Source organism: Microbacterium natoriense, from assembly GCF_030816295.1.
Classification (GTDB): Bacteria; Actinomycetota; Actinomycetes; order Actinomycetales; family Microbacteriaceae; genus Microbacterium; species Microbacterium natoriense_A.
Genome location: NZ_JAUSXV010000001.1, coordinates 2,956,434 through 2,971,559, shown reverse-complemented (window position 1 = coordinate 2,971,559; position 15,126 = coordinate 2,956,434). Strand labels below are relative to the sequence as shown.

At 68.2% G+C, this 15,126-nt stretch carries 16 protein-coding genes; 14 read left to right on the top strand and 2 right to left on the bottom strand.

From position 1 onward, the window contains the following. Nucleotides 1-71: 71 nt before the first annotated feature. The 3 genes from lepA to hemW all read left to right on the top strand — a co-directional run bounded on the left by lepA (nt 72) and on the right by hemW (nt 3,900). On the top strand, nt 72-1,925 hold the full coding sequence (lepA, locus tag QFZ53_RS13950; RefSeq protein ID WP_307297390.1) for a translation elongation factor 4: 1,854 nt from the start codon (nt 72-74) through the stop codon (nt 1,923-1,925). 83 nt (nt 1,926-2,008) lie between these two features. Then, nucleotides 2,009-2,662, top strand: a complete 654-nt coding sequence (locus QFZ53_RS13945) for a DUF1990 family protein (RefSeq protein ID WP_292904417.1) — start codon at nt 2,009-2,011, stop codon at nt 2,660-2,662. After that, nucleotides 2,662-3,900, top strand: coding sequence for a radical SAM family heme chaperone HemW (gene hemW / locus QFZ53_RS13940; RefSeq protein WP_307297388.1), 1,239 nt, complete (start codon nt 2,662-2,664; stop codon nt 3,898-3,900). Before QFZ53_RS13945 ends, hemW begins: the two co-directional genes overlap by 1 nt. On the opposite strand, the gene QFZ53_RS13935 is transcribed toward hemW, so the two are convergent. Next, entirely contained in the window at nt 3,897-5,312 is a 1,416-nt protein-coding gene (locus QFZ53_RS13935; protein WP_307297386.1) for a carboxylesterase/lipase family protein, read from the bottom strand. The genes hemW and QFZ53_RS13935 overlap by 4 nt on opposite strands. Nucleotides 5,313-5,383: 71 nt before the next feature. On the opposite strand from QFZ53_RS13935, the gene hrcA reads away from it, so the two are divergent. The 11 genes from hrcA to QFZ53_RS13880 are packed head-to-tail and all read left to right on the top strand — an operon-like array spanning nt 5,384 to nt 14,381. Then, on the top strand, nt 5,384-6,412 hold the full coding sequence (hrcA, locus tag QFZ53_RS13930; protein ID WP_292904413.1) for a heat-inducible transcriptional repressor HrcA: 1,029 nt from the start codon (nt 5,384-5,386) through the stop codon (nt 6,410-6,412). 36 nt (nt 6,413-6,448) lie between these two features. Continuing rightward, entirely contained in the window at nt 6,449-7,561 is a 1,113-nt protein-coding gene (dnaJ, locus tag QFZ53_RS13925) for a molecular chaperone DnaJ (protein ID WP_307297383.1), read from the top strand. Nucleotides 7,562-7,563: 2 nt separating this feature from the next. Further along, on the top strand, nt 7,564-8,292 hold the full coding sequence (locus tag QFZ53_RS13920) for a 16S rRNA (uracil(1498)-N(3))-methyltransferase (protein ID WP_307297381.1): 729 nt from the start codon (nt 7,564-7,566) through the stop codon (nt 8,290-8,292). A gap of 23 nt (nt 8,293-8,315) precedes the next feature. Beyond that, nucleotides 8,316-8,663 (top strand): HIT domain-containing protein, encoded by a 348-nt coding sequence (locus tag QFZ53_RS13915; protein ID WP_307297377.1) that lies wholly within the window; start codon nt 8,316-8,318, stop codon nt 8,661-8,663. Nucleotides 8,664-8,700: 37 nt separating this feature from the next. After that, complete coding sequence (locus QFZ53_RS13910) at nt 8,701-9,726, top strand: PhoH family protein (protein WP_292909779.1); 1,026 nt, start codon at nt 8,701-8,703, stop codon at nt 9,724-9,726. Further along, a complete protein-coding gene (gene ybeY / locus QFZ53_RS13905) occupies nt 9,723-10,181 on the top strand; it encodes an rRNA maturation RNase YbeY (protein ID WP_307297374.1) in 459 nt (152 codons plus the stop codon). Before QFZ53_RS13910 ends, ybeY begins: the two co-directional genes overlap by 4 nt. Beyond that, nucleotides 10,178-11,461 (top strand): hemolysin family protein, encoded by a 1,284-nt coding sequence (locus QFZ53_RS13900; protein WP_292909603.1) that lies wholly within the window; start codon nt 10,178-10,180, stop codon nt 11,459-11,461. Before ybeY ends, QFZ53_RS13900 begins: the two co-directional genes overlap by 4 nt. Further along, nucleotides 11,454-12,350, top strand: a complete 897-nt coding sequence (gene era / locus QFZ53_RS13895) for a GTPase Era (protein WP_307297372.1) — start codon at nt 11,454-11,456, stop codon at nt 12,348-12,350. The genes QFZ53_RS13900 and era overlap by 8 nt, the downstream gene beginning before the upstream one ends. 48 nt (nt 12,351-12,398) lie before the next feature. Then, the gene (locus QFZ53_RS13890) at nt 12,399-12,932 is read left to right on the top strand and encodes an RNA polymerase sigma factor (RefSeq protein WP_307297369.1); all 534 of its coding nucleotides are present in this window, start codon (nt 12,399-12,401) and stop codon (nt 12,930-12,932) included. Then, nucleotides 12,916-13,902, top strand: a complete 987-nt coding sequence (locus QFZ53_RS13885) for a hypothetical protein (RefSeq protein ID WP_307297367.1) — start codon at nt 12,916-12,918, stop codon at nt 13,900-13,902. The genes QFZ53_RS13890 and QFZ53_RS13885 overlap by 17 nt, the downstream gene beginning before the upstream one ends. Continuing rightward, on the top strand, nt 13,899-14,381 hold the full coding sequence (locus tag QFZ53_RS13880) for a hypothetical protein (RefSeq protein WP_307297364.1): 483 nt from the start codon (nt 13,899-13,901) through the stop codon (nt 14,379-14,381). The genes QFZ53_RS13885 and QFZ53_RS13880 overlap by 4 nt, the downstream gene beginning before the upstream one ends. Before the next feature lie 18 nt (nt 14,382-14,399). Here the strand turns inward: QFZ53_RS13880 and QFZ53_RS13875 are convergent, their stop codons facing one another. Next, a complete protein-coding gene (locus QFZ53_RS13875) occupies nt 14,400-15,023 on the bottom strand; it encodes a hypothetical protein (protein ID WP_307297363.1) in 624 nt (207 codons plus the stop codon). Between the last annotated feature and the right edge of the window lie 103 nt (nt 15,024-15,126).

Genomic DNA, 15,126 nt, shown 5'->3' with positions numbered 1-15,126 from the left:
AACTTCGCGAGACTATCACCGGATCGGGCTGATCGAGCATTAGCCTCCCCTGACCGTACAATCGAGGGGACATGTCACCACGCGCCCTCTCTCCTCTTCAGCCTGCCGCGACGCCCGCTGAACAGATCCGCAACTTCTGCATCATCGCCCACATCGATCACGGCAAGTCCACGCTCGCCGACCGCATGCTTCAGATCACGGGGGTGGTCTCGGACCGGGACATGCGCGCCCAGTACCTGGACCGCATGGACATCGAGCGTGAGCGTGGCATCACGATCAAGAGCCAGGCGGTGCGGATGCCGTGGCAGATCGACGGCGAGACCTTCGCCCTCAACATGATCGACACTCCGGGCCACGTCGACTTCACCTATGAGGTGTCGCGGTCGCTTGCGGCGTGCGAGGGCGCGATCCTCCTCGTCGACGCGGCGCAGGGCATCGAGGCGCAGACGCTGGCGAACCTCTATCTCGCGCTCGAGAACGATCTGCACATCATCCCGGTGCTGAACAAGATCGATCTGCCTGCCGCCGACCCCGAGAAGTACGCCAAGGAGCTGGCATCCCTGATCGGCGGGAAGCCCGAGGACGTGCTGCGCGTCTCGGGCAAGACCGGAGTCGGAGTCGAGGAGCTCCTCGACCGGCTGGTGCAGGAGATCCCGGCGCCGAAGGGCGATGCGGATGCCCCGGCCCGCGCGATGATCTTCGACTCGGTGTACGACGCCTATCGCGGCGTGGTGACCTATGTGCGCATGATCGACGGTTCGCTGTCGCCGCGCGAGCGCATCCAGATGATGTCGACCGGAGCGAACCACGAGCTCATCGAGATCGGCGTGTCCAGCCCTGAGCCGATTCCGAGCAAGGGCCTCGGCGTCGGGGAGGTGGGCTACCTGATCACGGGAGTGAAGGACGTGCGCCTGTCGAAGGTCGGCGACACCGTCACCACCGCCCGCAAGCCGGCATCCGTCGCGCTGGCCGGATACACCGATCCCAAACCCATGGTCTTCTCGGGCATCTACCCGATCGACGGCAGCGACTACGCCGAGCTCCGCGAGGCGCTCGACAAGCTCAAGCTCTCCGACGCCTCGCTGCAGTACGAGCCGGAGACGTCGGTTGCTCTCGGTTTCGGATTCCGCTGCGGCTTCCTCGGACTGCTGCACCTCGAGATCATCACCGAACGCCTCTCGCGCGAGTTCGGCCTCGACCTCATCACCACAGCCCCCAGCGTGATCTACGAGGTGCTCACGAGCGACACGGGCGAGACCGTCACCGTCACGAACCCGAGCGAGTACCCGGACGGGCGCATCGGCTCGGTCTCGGAGCCGATGGTCAAGACGGCGATCCTCTTGCCGAAGGACTACGTCGGCACCGTGATGGAGCTGTGCCAGTCGCGCCGAGGAACGCTCCTGGGCATGGAGTACTTCTCCGAGGAGCGCGTCGAGCTGCGCTACAACATGCCGCTCGGTGAGATCGTGTTCGACTTCTTCGATCAGCTGAAGTCGAAGACGCAGGGCTACGCCTCGCTCGACTACGAGCCCTCGGGTCAGCAGGAGGCCGACCTGGTCAAGGTCGACATCCTGCTGCAGGGCGAGAAGGTCGACGCGTTCAGCTCGATCGTCCACCGTGACAAGGCGTACGCCTACGGCACGATGATGGCCGAGCGGCTGCGCAAGCTCATTCCCCGCCAGCAGTTCGAGGTGCCGATCCAGGCCGCGATCGGCGCGCGCATCATCGCGCGCGAGACCATCCGTGCGATCCGCAAGGACGTGCTCGCCAAGTGCTACGGCGGTGACATCACCCGAAAGCGCAAACTCCTCGAGAAGCAGAAGGAGGGCAAGAAGCGCATGAAGATGGTCGGCCGCGTCGAGGTCCCCCAGGAGGCGTTCATCGCCGCTCTCTCCGGAGACGTCGAGGGCAAGGACAAGAAGTAGGCGAGCCACTCCGGGTCCCCGAGCTCATCGAAGGGCGGCGCGTGGGGGTGATCGCTCAGGAAAGCCGAAGTAGGGTGGAGATCATGCGGCGCGGGACTTTCCGAGACGACACGGTGGACTATGCGGCCGTGGGTGCAACCCATGCCCCTGATCTGATGCAGTATCCGCCCGAGCGCAGCCTCCCTGCAGAGCAGTCCTGGCGGATCGGCAGCGGGGCTGAGCGGTTCCAGACGGCCGGTGAGTCGCTGCTGTCGTGGACGGCGCAGCGCGCGGCGGGGCTCAGCATCGAAGACGTGCGCCCGGCATCCGGTCCCGCGTATGCGGGGGTGAGCTTCGACGCCGAGGGCAATCCGATAGCTCCGAGTCGTCGAGACGTGGAGCAGCGCTTCGATGCCGAGGGCACTCCGTTCGTCGGGCCCGGCATGACCCTGAAGCTGCACGGCCACGTCTCCGGCATGCGGGCCGATGCCGAACTGCGCGTGATCTCGGTCACGGAGGAGAAGCGGCGGATCGGTTTCGTCCTGGGAACCGTCGGAGGATCGGTGGTCAGCGGCGAGGAGTCCTTCGACATCGACTGGCGCGAGGACAACGACGAGGTCTGGTTCACCGTCCGCGCGTTCGACGCCCCGAACTCCCTGCTGTACCGGCTGCTGCCCGCTCTTGTGAGGCGGCGTCGCAAGGAGCTGTTCGCCCGCTACCTGCGGGCGATCTCGCCGCTGTACGCGACCCCCGTGTGATGGCGGGCCCGCTCCCTCTCGGCGATCCGGCTCCCGCAGACGGCAGACTGCCGTCGGATCTTCCGATCGATCCCGCCGTGCCGTTCTCGGCCTATCTGCACGTTCCCTTCTGCCGGGTGCGCTGCGGATACTGCGACTTCAACACCTACACATCGGGTGAACTGCGCGGGGCGAAGCAGGAGGACTACGCGTCCACTCTGATCTCCGAGATCGCGATCGCGGAGCGTGTGCTCGCCGATGTCGGCGCCCTGCGACCGATGGACACGGTCTTCTTCGGCGGCGGCACGCCCACGCTGCTGCCCGCCGGCGATCTGGCGCGGATGCTGGATGCTGCGGCATCCGCCTTCGGCCTCGTCGACGGGGCCGAGGTGACCGTCGAGGCGAACCCCGACACGGTGACCCCCGAGGTGGTCCGCACCTTGGCGGATGCCGGCGTGACGCGGTTGTCGGTGGGCATGCAGTCGGCGGTCCCGCACGTCCTCGCCGCGCTCGACCGCACGCATCGTCCTGAGAACGTGGACACGGCCGTCGCTGCAGCGAAGGACGCCGGTCTCGCGGTCAGCGTGGATCTGATCTACGGCGCCCCCGGCGAGTCGCTCGGCGACTGGGAGCGGTCGCTGGACGCGGCGCTCGCGCTCGACTCCGACCACATCTCCGCGTACGCGCTGATCATCGAAGACGGTACCAAACTGGCGCGGCAGATCCGCCGGGGCGACGTGCCGACGCCCGATGACGATCTCCAGGCCGACATGTACGAGCTCGCCGACTCCCGGCTCGCCGCAGCCGGCTTCGAATGGTACGAGGTGAGCAACTGGGCGCGTCCTTCGACGACCTCGGGGACCCAGCACGACAATCGCTCCCGTCACAACCTGGCCTACTGGCGGGGGAGCGACTGGTGGGGTTTCGGGCCGGGCGCCCACAGTCACGTCGCGGGGCTCCGCTGGTGGAACGTCAAGCACCCGGCGGCCTATGCGCAGCGTCTCGCCGCTTTCGACTCTCCGGCCGCGGGCACCGAGCGTCCGGATGACGAGGCTCGGATGCTGGAGCGGGTGCTGCTGCTGAGCCGGCTCGCCGAGGGCATCGCGGTCGCCGATCTGCCCGCTGACAAGCGCTCGCGGGTCGCCGGGCTGATCGCCGACGGCCTGGTCGACCCGGCAGCCGCGGTGCACGGCAGAGTGCGTCTGACCCTGCGGGGCCGACTTCTCGCAGACGCCGTGGTGCGCGAGCTGACCGACTAGGGGAGCAGGTCCATCGCGGTCGTCCGCCGCTGGGGGACCGTCGTGCTGACGGTGTCGAAGAGCCGCGTCAGCCGATCGGGGCCGTACACGGGCCAGCCGGGGTCTCCCGTCTTCACGAACGAGATCCACGACGCGTGCATCTCCGTCGCGAGTTCGCGAGGAGCATCAGGGCCCGCCAGGCGCTGCGCTTCCTCGTCGACGAGCCGGTCGAAGACGAAGCCGAGCTCGAGGGCATGCGCCGCACGCAGATCGCGCACCGGGCTCCGCCACGCGAACTCGTACACGTGGGTCGGGGCCGTGCGCGCGCGTGCGACGCGGCTGAGCGGCGCGCGCAGCATGATGTCGGTCGCGAGCTGACCGAAGATCTCCCCGGTGGACGCGCCGGGGAACTCCGCCCGATAGGCCGCGACGGCGCGCCGGGGGATGCGCAGGGCCAGGCATGCCAGCAGCAGCTTCACTGGACGGATGGCGGCGAGCGCTGCGGGAGCGAACCACAGTCGGTACTCGTCGGTGTTGCTGCCGATCAGCAGAGGCGTGTCGATCTCGCCCAGCACCTCGTGCGGCGAATGGGGCAGGCTCTCCGGATCGATCGCGAACTGGAAGCCTGGGGCTCCACCGAGAGGCGACGAGCCGGCGGCCTGGTCGCGACGCGCTTCCAGCAGCTGATCCGGTGCGACACCGGCGAAGGAACGGCGGTCGGCGGCGATCCCGAGACGCTTGGCCAATTGCGCGGTGACGCGACCTGCTCGGCCGGCGCTCTGCGCCTCGAGCGGACCCGACTCGATGATCGCGCGTGCGATCAGGGCGCGCGAAGAGGGGCGTGCGAGCAGGCCCGCCACGATGGCGCCTCCGGCCGATTCGCCCATCGCGGTGATCTGCCCGGGGTCACCGCCGAAGGCGCCGATCTCCGCATGCACCCACTCCAGAGCGGCTGCGGCATCCTGCAGCCCGAGGTTGCGGGGTGCGCCTTCGAGGACCGAGAAGCCTTCGGAGCCCAGGCGGTAGTTGATCGACACGAAGACGATGCCGGCGCGCGCGAACGCCTCGCCGTCGTACAGCGGGATGGCGGATGCGCCCCGCTCCAGCGCGCCGCCGTGGATCCACAGCAGCACCGGAGCAGCCGACGCATCGGTCGGCGCCCACACGTTCGCGGTGAGGATCTCGTCGCCTTCGATGCGCACGGACCCGAGCAGCTCGCCGATCGCGCCGGGGTAGGGGAGCTGCGGCGAGGTCGCCCCGAATGCCGTGGCGTCCCGTTCGTCCTTCCACGACTGCACGGGTTGAGGCGCGCGGAATCGGTTGTCGCCGAACGGCGCGGCCGCGTACGGGATGCCGAGGAAGCGGCGGATGCCCGCCTCGGCCGTTCCCCGGACCGCGCCGGAGGAGAGGGAGACTGTGCACGGCGCTGGCATGAGCGCCATCCTAAGGTGTACGCGTTAGGATTGGCACTCTAGGTGTCAGAGTGCCAGACGGGAGGGATGCGATGGTCAGTGAACGAGGCCTTCAGGTGCTCCGGGCGATCGTGCAGGACTACGTCGAGACGCACGAACCCGTCGGCAGCCGTTCGATCGTGGATCGATATTCCTTCGGAGTCTCCGCGGCGACGATCCGCAACGACATGGCGCTGCTCGAAGACGAGGAGCTGATCACCGCACCGCACACGTCCTCCGGGCGTGTGCCCACGGACAAGGGCTACCGCGTCTTCGTCAACCACCTGGCACAGCTGCGCCCGCTCACGGTGGCGCAGCGAACCGCGATCGAGTCCTTCCTCACGGACCCCGCCGATCTCGACGACCTGATGGCCCGCACCGTTCGTGTGCTCACCCAGCTCACCGGCCAGGTGGCGCTCGCGCAGTATCCCTCCTTCGCGCGGGCCCACGTCACGCACCTCGAACTGGTGCTGCTCGCTCCGAACCGCATGCTGATCGTTCTGGTGACCGACGCCGGCGGGGTCTCGCAGCGGGTCACGGCGTTGCCGGAGATGGTGGACGAGTCGGATCTGGCCGTGCTGCGCGCGCGTCTGTCGGCCATGATCACGGGGCGGGCGGTGAGCGAGGCCGCCGAGCGTCTGCAAGGGCTCCTCGACGACGACATGACGAAGGACGCCGTGCTGCGCACACTGTCGAGCGTCGTGATCGATGAGCTGGGGGAGTTCCGTCAGGAGCGGCTGGTGATGGCAGGAGCGGCGACGCTCGCCCGCCGCGGGCAGGACTTCCGCGGCAGCATCCATCCTCTCCTCGAGGCGATCGAGGAGCAGGTGACGCTCCTGAGACTGATGAGCGAGATGGAGGCCGATGCCCATGGGCTGTCGGCCAGCATCGGCACCGAGAACGCGCCGTTCGGACTCGGTGAGGCGTCGATCGTGGCCAGCGACTACGCCGCCCCCGGCGGCACGGCGCGGGTCGGCGTGATGGGGCCCACGCGCATGGACTATCCGAGCAACCTCGCGGCGGCACGGGCCGTGGCCCGCTATCTGTCGCGGATGCTCGACGAAGACGAGGCGGGCCGCTGACGCGGCGCGCACGAAGACACACGCAGAAAGGCGATCGTGGCGGACCACTATGAGGTTCTCGGGGTGTCCCGGGACGCTTCCCTCGATGAGATCAAGAAGGCCTATCGGCGGCTCGCGCGTCAGCTGCACCCCGATGTGAACCCGGGCGATGACGCGGCAGAGCAGTTCAAGCTCGTCACGCACGCCTATGACGTGCTGAGCGACGAGGACTCGCGCCGACGCTACGACATGGGCGGCGGTGATGGGGCCTCGGCGAACTTCGGCGGGTTCGGCGGATTCGGCGACATCTTCGAGACGTTCTTCGGAGCATCACAGGGCGGCGGACGCGCCCGGCCGCGATCGCGTCGCGAGCGCGGCCAGGACGCGCTGGTGCGCGTGACCCTCGAACTCGACGACGTCGTCTTCGGCGCTCATCGCGACATCGAGGTCGACACGGCAGTGCTCTGCGAGACGTGTCAGGGATCGTGCTGCCAGGAGGGCACCTCGCCCGTCACCTGCGACATCTGCGGCGGCTCGGGCCACGTCCAGCGGCAGGTTCGGAGTCTTCTGGGCAACGTCGTCACCTCCCAGCCCTGCGGTTCCTGCGAGGGCTACGGAACGACGATCCCGTACCCCTGCGGCACCTGTGCAGGGCAGGGTCGTGTGCGTTCGCGCCGCACGGTGTCGCTCGACATCCCGGCCGGCGTCGAGACGGGGCTGCGGCTGCAGCTCCCGGGCTCCGGCGAGGTCGGCAAGGCCGGCGGCCCCAACGGTGACCTCTACGTCGAGGTGACCGTGAACCCCCACCCCGCGTTCAGCCGCGACGGCGACGATCTGCTGGCGACGCTCGAGGTGTCGATGACCGATGCGATCCTCGGCACCGAGACCACGATTCAGGGTCTCGACGGCGAGGTCGACCTCGAGATCCGCTCCGGAGTGCAATCCGGCGACGTGCTCACGATCAAGGGCCGCGGCATCACCCCCCTGCGCGGCACGCAGCGCGGCGATCTCCGCGTCGGTGTGCAGGTCGTCACGCCGACCAGGATCGACGCTGCGCAGCGCAAGCTCATCGAGGACTTCGCGAAGAAGACGAAGGCGCCCGCCCCTCAGCTGGCGCAGTTCCAGCAGGGGCTGTTCTCGAAGCTCCGCGACCGCTTCCGTTCGCACTGACGATGACGCTGCACTTCCTGGTCGAGTCGTCGACCGACTCCGATGCCGGCGACATCGTGTCGCTGACAGGCGCCGAGGCCAAGCACGCCGCCGTGGTCAGGCGTCTGCGGGTCGGAGAAGCCGTCACCGTGGGAGACGGGCGAGGAGTCTGGCTCACGGGTGTCGCCGAGGAGGTCGCACCGTCCCGCGTGGACGTGCGCATCGCGCAGCGTGTCGTGCACGCGATGCCGGAGCCGCGTCTCGTGCTCGCGCAGGCCCTCGCGAAAGGCGATCGCGACGAACTGGCGGTGCAGGCCGCGTGCGAGCTCGGCATCGACGAGATCGTGCCCTGGCAGGCGGCGCGCAGCGTGTCGCGATGGGAAGGGCCGAAGGCGGCGAAGGGTCGCGAGCGCTGGGCGACGATCGTGCGCGAGGCCGCGAAGCAGGCGCATCGGGCCTGGGTGCCGGAAGTGACTCCGCCCGTCTCCACCGCCCAGCTCATGGAGCGGACCGAGACGCACCGAGTGCTGCTGCTCGATCCGACGGCATCCGTCCGCCTCTCGGAACTCGAACCGGACGGGCGCGACCTGGTGCTCGTGGTGGGCCCGGAGGGCGGCATCGCCCCGGAGGAGCTCGATCGGCTCGCGGATGCCGGTGCCGAGCGTGTGCTGCTCGGCGACACCGTGCTGCGCACCTCGACTGCGGGCCCGGCGGCGATCGCCGTGCTGTCCGCGCTGCTCGGCCGCTGGTGAGCTGCGCTCACTAGACTGGGACCATGAGCGAGCCTTCGATCTTCACGCGCATACTCACCGGCGACATCCCCGGCGAGATCCTGCTGGAGACCGAGCGCATCTTCGCGATCCGCGACATCAACCCGCAGGCTCCGCTGCACGTCCTGATCATTCCGAAGACAGAGGACTATCGAGATGTCACCGAGCTCGCAGCCGGTGACCCCGATCTGCTCGCCGAGATGGTGGCGGTCGCCCAGCGACTGGCCGACGAGCACGCCAACGGCGAGTACCGGCTGATCTTCAACAAGGGCGCCAGTGCCGCCCAGTCCGTCTTCCACGTGCACGCCCATGTGCTCGGCAACTTCGAGGAGAACAAGCTCGTTGGCTTCTGACGACACCACTGAACGGATCTACGCCGACGGCGTGGCCATGGTCCAGCTGCTCGGTCCGCAGGATCGGCTGCTGCGGATGCTCGAGAAGGAGCATCCCGACGTGCAGGTGCTCGTGCGTGGCAACGAGATCACCTTGACGGGCGAGGCGGCAGCGGTCGCCGCGGCCCGACGACTGGTCGACGAGCTGCTCACCATGACCAGGAACGGGCACGACCTGGCGCCCAGCGATGTCACGAGCTCGGCGCAGATGCTGCGTAGAGACGGCGGCCCCCGGCCGAGCGAAGTGCTCGGCGAGGCGATCCTGTCCACGCGGGGCAAGGTGATCCGACCGAAGACCCCGGGTCAGAAGGAGTACGTCGACGCGATCGAGGAGAACACGATCGTATTCGGGATCGGCCCCGCCGGCACCGGCAAGACGTACCTCGCCATGGCGAAGGCCGTGCAGGCGCTGCAACGCAAAGAGGTCACGCGCATCATCCTCACGCGTCCCGCCGTCGAGGCGGGCGAGAGACTCGGATTCCTCCCCGGCACGCTGACCGACAAGATCGATCCCTACCTGCGGCCGCTGTACGACGCGCTCAACGAGATGATGGATCCCGAGATCGTGCCGCGGCTGATGGCCACGGGGACGATCGAGGTCGCCCCCCTCGCCTACATGCGCGGGCGCACGCTGAACGACTCCTTCGTCGTGCTCGACGAGGCGCAGAACACCACGCCCGAGCAGATGAAGATGTTCCTCACCCGTCTGGGCTTCGGCACGAAGATGGTCGTCACCGGCGACATCACCCAGGTCGACCTGCCCCAGGGATCCTCCGGGCTCCGCCTGGTGACTCGCGTGCTGAACGACATCGACGACATCCACTTCTCCCGGCTGACGAGTGAGGACGTCGTGCGTCACTCGCTCGTCGGACGCATCGTCGACGCGTACAGCGAGTACGACGAGAAGCGCACGGCGCAGCGCTTCGAGCGCGAGCAGGCGGCCGAGTTCGCCAACCGCGCCGATCGCCGGGGCGCACAGCGCCCCGGCCCCAGAGACCGGATGCCGAAACGAGGACTCTCATGATCGAGATCAACAACGAGTCGGCGATCGATGTCGACGAGACCGTGCTGCAGCGGCTGACCGACTTCAACCTCGCCCAGCTGCACGTCAGCCCCGACGCCGAAGTGGCGATCGTGCTCGTCGACGAGGGCGCGATGGAAGCCCTGCACGTGCAGTGGATGGACGAGCCGGGCCCGACCGATGTCCTGAGCTTCCCGATGGACGAGCTGCGCCCGGGTACGGAGGACCGTCAGACGGCCCCCGGTCTGCTCGGCGACATCGTGCTGTGCCCGCAGGTCGCCGAGACGCAGGCGCAGGCCGCGGGCCACACGCTGATGGACGAGCTGATCCTGCTCACGACCCACGGACTTCTGCACCTGCTCGGCTTCGATCACGCCGAACCCGACGAGGAGCGTGAGATGTTCGGTCTGCAGAAGGAGCTCATCCAGGGGTTCGCTGCGGCTGAACGCCGACGATGACCGTCGCCTTCCTCCTGATCGGCGCCGTGCTGCTGGTCGCCTTCGGCGGTCTGATGGCGGCGATCGACGCCGCGTTCGGGGTGAGGTCGCGCGCCGACCTGGAGGAGATGGGATCCGAGGGGCGCAACGCGCATCAGCTGGCGCGCATCGCCGCCGATCCTGAAGCCCACGTGAACGCGGTCGCCTTCATCCGCGTGCTGTCAGAGACGACGGCCGCCGTGCTGGTCACCGTCGCATTCTCGAACCTCTTCGAGAACATCTGGTGGGCGATGCTCGCCGCCGCCGTCCTCATGACCGGCATCACCTTCGTGCTCGTCGGCGCCAGCCCGCGCACCTTCGGTCGTCATCATGCGGATCGGATGCTGCGCGCTTGCGCACCTGTCGTGCGCGGAGTGCGGATCATCCTCGGCCCGCTTGCGCAGGGTCTGGTCGTGCTCGGCAACCGGGTGACGCCGGGCGCCGGACGCAGCACCTTCAGCTCCGAGGAGCAGCTGCTGAGCATGGTCGACGAGGCGGCGTCGAACGCCCTCATCGAAGAGGACGATCGGGATCTCATCCATTCGGTCTTCGATTTCACGGATCAGTTCGTGCGCGCGGTGATGGTGCCGCGCACCGAGATGGTCGCGGTCGACGCCACGGCGACGACGAGCGAAGCGATGGCGCTGTTCCTGAACCGGGGTGTGTCTCGGATGCCCGTCGTCGATGATGAGGCCGACGATGTCGTGGGCGTTCTCTATCTCAAGGATCTGGTGCAGTTCGCCTTCCGCGACGAGAGCGCCTGGCGCGCCGCATCGATTCGGCCGATATCACGCCCCGCCACGTTCGTCCCCGAGTCGATGCGCGCCGAGACCCTCTTGCAGCAGATGAAGCGCGATGCCGTGCACGTGTGCCTCGTGATCGATGAGCACGGCGGCATCTCGGGCCTCGTCACCCTGGAGGATCTGATCGAGGAGCTCGTCGGTGAGATCGCGGACGAGTACGATCAGGTGTCGGCGGAAGTCGTCGATCTCGGCGAGGGCAGGTACCGCGTGAGCGCCCGCCTTCCGCTGGAGGATGTCGGCGATCTGTTCGGACTCGAACTCGAAGACGAGGACGTCGACTCGATCGGCGGGCTGCTGGGTAAGACGCTCGGACAGGTTCCGCAGCCGGGAGCCGCAGCGGTCGTCGACGGCCTCCTGCTCACGGGCGGGGCGTCGAGAGGGCGCGGCCGTGGAATCGCGACCGTGTTCGTGGAGAGGGCGCCCGGAGCGCCCGATGAAGGAGAAGCAGACGATGACTGAGCAGGCCAGAAGCGGCTTCGTGACCTTCGTCGGACGCCCGAACGTGGGCAAGTCCACCCTGACGAACGCGCTGGTCGGCGAGAAGATCGCGATCATCAGCGACAAGCCGCAGACGACCAGGCGGGCGATCCGCGGCATCGTGAACCGGCCCGAGGGGCAGCTCGTGATCGTCGACACGCCCGGCATCCACAAACCTCGTACGCTGCTCGGCGAGCGGCTGAACGATCTCGTCGAGCAGGTTCTCGGCGATGTCGACGTGATCGGCTTCTGCGTGCCCGCGACCGAGAAGGTGGGCCCCGGCGATCGCCGCATCGCCGCATCGCTCGACGGGTATCCGCGGGCGAAGAAGATCGCGATCGTGACCAAGACGGATGCCGCGAGCCGCGATGAGATCACGGAACGGCTGATGGAGGTCGATTCGCTGCGCGAGGACTGGGCCGCCGTCATCCCGCTGTCGGCGCTCACGCGTGACCAGCTCGAGGTGCTGTCCGACGAGGTGCTGGCGCTCATGCCGACCGGCCCCGCTCTCTACCCCGAGGGGATCACGACCGACGAGACAGAAGAGGACCGCATCGCGGAGATCATCCGAGAGGCCGCCCTCGACGGAGTGCGCGACGAGCTTCCGCACTCGATCGCCGTGGTCGTCGACGACATCGCTCCCCGTGAGGGAAGCGATCTCACCGACGTGCACGCGTCGATCGTGGTCGAACGCGACAGCCAGAAGGCCATCATCATCGGTCACAAGGGCTCGCGCCTGCGTGATGTCGGGGCGAAGGCTCGCGGCGAGATCGAAGGACTGCTCGGCACCCGTGTGTTCCTCGGACTGCACGTCAAGGTCGCCAAGGAGTGGCAGCGCGATCCGAAGCAGCTCGGCCGACTCGGATTCTGACATGGGCGCGCTCCGTCACCAGGCGGCGAGGCCGCCGCTGCCGCCCTCATGAAGGCGAGCAGCGAAGACCCGAACTCGCTGCGCAACGAGGTCTTCTCCCGTGTGTTCGATGAGAACTGGGCTGCCGTCAGACATCACGTCGAATGCGTGGTCGACGACGATGCCGAGGTGACCGAGATCGTCTCAGAGGTCTTCTTCAGCGCGTGGTCGCGACTGAAACCGCACCGACCGCTCGATCGCGCCTGGTTGCTGAAGTTCGCCGATCGGTCTCTGCGCCGGCGATGGAATCGAGTGGCCGACCGCCGCGCGGTGACCGCGGCCGTGCATGCCGGCCTCTCGAACGAGGACGCGGAGAGCGGGGCATCCGCAGATCACGCCGAAGTCCTGAGAGCTCTCTCTGGTCTCAGCGTGCGCGAACGGCGTATCATCATGCTCACGTACTGGGACGGACTCGCGGTGGGGGATATCGCCGGGTCGATGGGTGTTTCCCGTGCCTGTGCGGATCGGATTCATCGTCGCGCACACGAGAAGCTGCGCCGGGGGCTGGGCCTGGAGGGGGCAACTGATGCCGAAGATCACTGACGAGGAGCTGGATCGGCTGCTGGTCGAGGCCGCATCGGCTCGCACGCCGATCGACGCGAAGCCGGACGCTGAGGCCCTCGCGATGCTCGAGCGGATCATGGCCACCGACCCGCACCCGCACCGGAAGCGCAACCGCGTGATCGGTGTTCTCGCCGGCCTTGCAGCCGCTGTCACCGCCACAGTCATCGGCGTCAACGTGCTCGTGCCGACGAGCGCCGCAGTGGCCGGCTCTCCTCAGCCTCTCGATTTCTCGGGCGCGAGCACGGTCGCGGAGACGATCGAAGATGCACAGGCTGCTCTCGCCCGGGGGCCAGGACCCGTCGAGCCGGTGAGGTTCGTGCGCTCGGCGACGTGGTCGTTCAACATCGACGCCGACTACGGCACCTCAGTGGTGGTTCCGCAGCTGGTCACGCTGCAGTGGGACGCCGACCAGTCCGGTCGGGTGACGGTCATCGACGGCGCCCCCTATGACCCTTCCGATGCGTCGGCGAACGTGTCGGCGGAAGTCACCAGCAGCGGTCGCGTATCGATGGACCTGAAGATGGCTCCCGGCGAGTTCGCGAGCCCCGTGGCCGCGCCCCCCGGAGCGGCGCGCGAGGACATCGCGGCGGCCCTCGTCGCGTTCGGGATGCCTGCCGATCCGACTTCCTACGACGTGCTGATGGCGGCTTCGGCACTGCTCGAGCAATGGACGCTGACCAACGAGCAGGAGTCGCAGATACTCGCGATCCTCGACGACACGGAGGGCGCTACTTCTCTCGGTGCGACCGTCGACCGGCTCGGCCGCGACGTCGCCGGTCTGCGCGTGACGTCGGCGGATGGCGCGGCGAGCGATGTCGTGCTGCTCTCGGCCGACTCCGGCCGCATCGTCGGCTTCGAGCGGACCAACGTCCTCGAAGACGACGTGCTTCCAGCTGGGGCGGTCATCGCCTACCGTCTGTTCGACGTGCCGGAGGAGGTCGCGAAGTGACGGCGGTCCGGTCGCTGATCGCGATCGCGACGGGTGTGCTGCTGGCGATCACGGCTGTGTCGCCGGCCGATGCGGTCGATGACGGACGCGTCGACGTCGCGCCGGAGGTCGCACAGATGCTGGAGGAGGTTCCCGGCGGCGTGCTCATCGACGGACATCATGCCGTCTGGCCGGCGCTCCACATGGAACTCGTCGTTCCGACCGGTTCGCCGCGCTCGTTCTCGGCGTCGTCGGTGGGCCCGTGCCCGAGCGGCGGGGTCTGCCTGTTCGCGGGATACTCCCTCGGCGGCACGATGCTCGCGTTCAGCACGTGCGGAATCCACTCCGTCCCCTCTTCGTTCAGTGCGCGCTCGCTCGCGCATGCGCGCTCCTCCGGGTACACACAGGCCCGCAACGGGACGACGGTGCTCGCCACGGCGTACGTCGGCGGATGGGCCAACATCTACGGCACGACGACGAATCTCCGCTGCGTCCTCTGATACCTGTGCCCCGCTGTGTCAGTCGACCTCTCTGAAGGCCGAAGAGACGATCACCACGCCGTCGCCGTAGAGCGCATTCACGGAGTCCTGCAGGGTGCCGTCATCCCACGGGACCTCCACCCAGACGTAGCCCCGCTCGGTCCGGACCTCGGTCGCCGCCGCGCCGAGGCGCTCTGCGATGTCGTCCTGTACGCGAGCGAGTTCGGCATCCGCCGTCGTGCCGACCTCGCCTCCCGTAGGATCCTCCGGTCGAATCGGGTCGTACAGGGCGAGCATGATCGGCGGATCTGTCACGGCGACCTTCTCGCCGTCGAAGATGCCGTAGACGGCGTAGGTTCCCCAGGTCGTGGTGTCGGCCGTCTCACTGCCGTCGACGCCCTCCCAGGTCCAGCCCTCGAGCGGGACACCCGAGCACTGCGGAGGGTGGGATTCGGCGACCGCCCCCAGACAGAGCTGCACATGGCCGCCGTCATCGATCACGGTGCCCGTCGCGATCACCCGCCCGTCGGGTGCGGGCGCCGTCACGAGCGACACACTGGTCGGTGCAGGCGAGCTTCCCGGCGAGGTGCTGCAGGCGGTGAGCGCGAGAAGCGCGAGGGCGGATGCGACGCCGACGATGGCGCGGGTGCGAGGGGTGCTCATACCTGTCAGTGTCGGCGGAGGTCCGATCGTCTCAGCGGGATCGACCTGCTAGCATGGCGGCATGCCTTTCGGCGGTCTGCTTCTTCTTAGCTGCCGCGACGAG

Coding starts and splice junctions, on each gene's coding strand:
- lepA (WP_307297390.1), top strand. CDS start 72: ATGTCACCACGCGCCCTCTCTCCTCTTCAGCCTGCCGCGACGCCCGCT.
- QFZ53_RS13945 (WP_292904417.1), top strand. CDS start 2,009: ATGCGGCGCGGGACTTTCCGAGACGACACGGTGGACTATGCGGCCGTG.
- hemW (WP_307297388.1), top strand. CDS start 2,662: ATGGCGGGCCCGCTCCCTCTCGGCGATCCGGCTCCCGCAGACGGCAGA.
- QFZ53_RS13935 (WP_307297386.1), bottom strand. CDS start 5,312: ATGCCAGCGCCGTGCACAGTCTCCCTCTCCTCCGGCGCGGTCCGGGGA.
- hrcA (WP_292904413.1), top strand. CDS start 5,384: ATGGTCAGTGAACGAGGCCTTCAGGTGCTCCGGGCGATCGTGCAGGAC.
- QFZ53_RS13920 (WP_307297381.1), top strand. CDS start 7,564: ATGACGCTGCACTTCCTGGTCGAGTCGTCGACCGACTCCGATGCCGGC.
- QFZ53_RS13915 (WP_307297377.1), top strand. CDS start 8,316: ATGAGCGAGCCTTCGATCTTCACGCGCATACTCACCGGCGACATCCCC.
- QFZ53_RS13910 (WP_292909779.1), top strand. CDS start 8,701: ATGGTCCAGCTGCTCGGTCCGCAGGATCGGCTGCTGCGGATGCTCGAG.
- ybeY (WP_307297374.1), top strand. CDS start 9,723: ATGATCGAGATCAACAACGAGTCGGCGATCGATGTCGACGAGACCGTG.
- QFZ53_RS13900 (WP_292909603.1), top strand. CDS start 10,178: ATGACCGTCGCCTTCCTCCTGATCGGCGCCGTGCTGCTGGTCGCCTTC.
- era (WP_307297372.1), top strand. CDS start 11,454: ATGACTGAGCAGGCCAGAAGCGGCTTCGTGACCTTCGTCGGACGCCCG.
- QFZ53_RS13890 (WP_307297369.1), top strand. CDS start 12,399: ATGAAGGCGAGCAGCGAAGACCCGAACTCGCTGCGCAACGAGGTCTTC.
- QFZ53_RS13885 (WP_307297367.1), top strand. CDS start 12,916: ATGCCGAAGATCACTGACGAGGAGCTGGATCGGCTGCTGGTCGAGGCC.
- QFZ53_RS13875 (WP_307297363.1), bottom strand. CDS start 15,023: ATGAGCACCCCTCGCACCCGCGCCATCGTCGGCGTCGCATCCGCCCTC.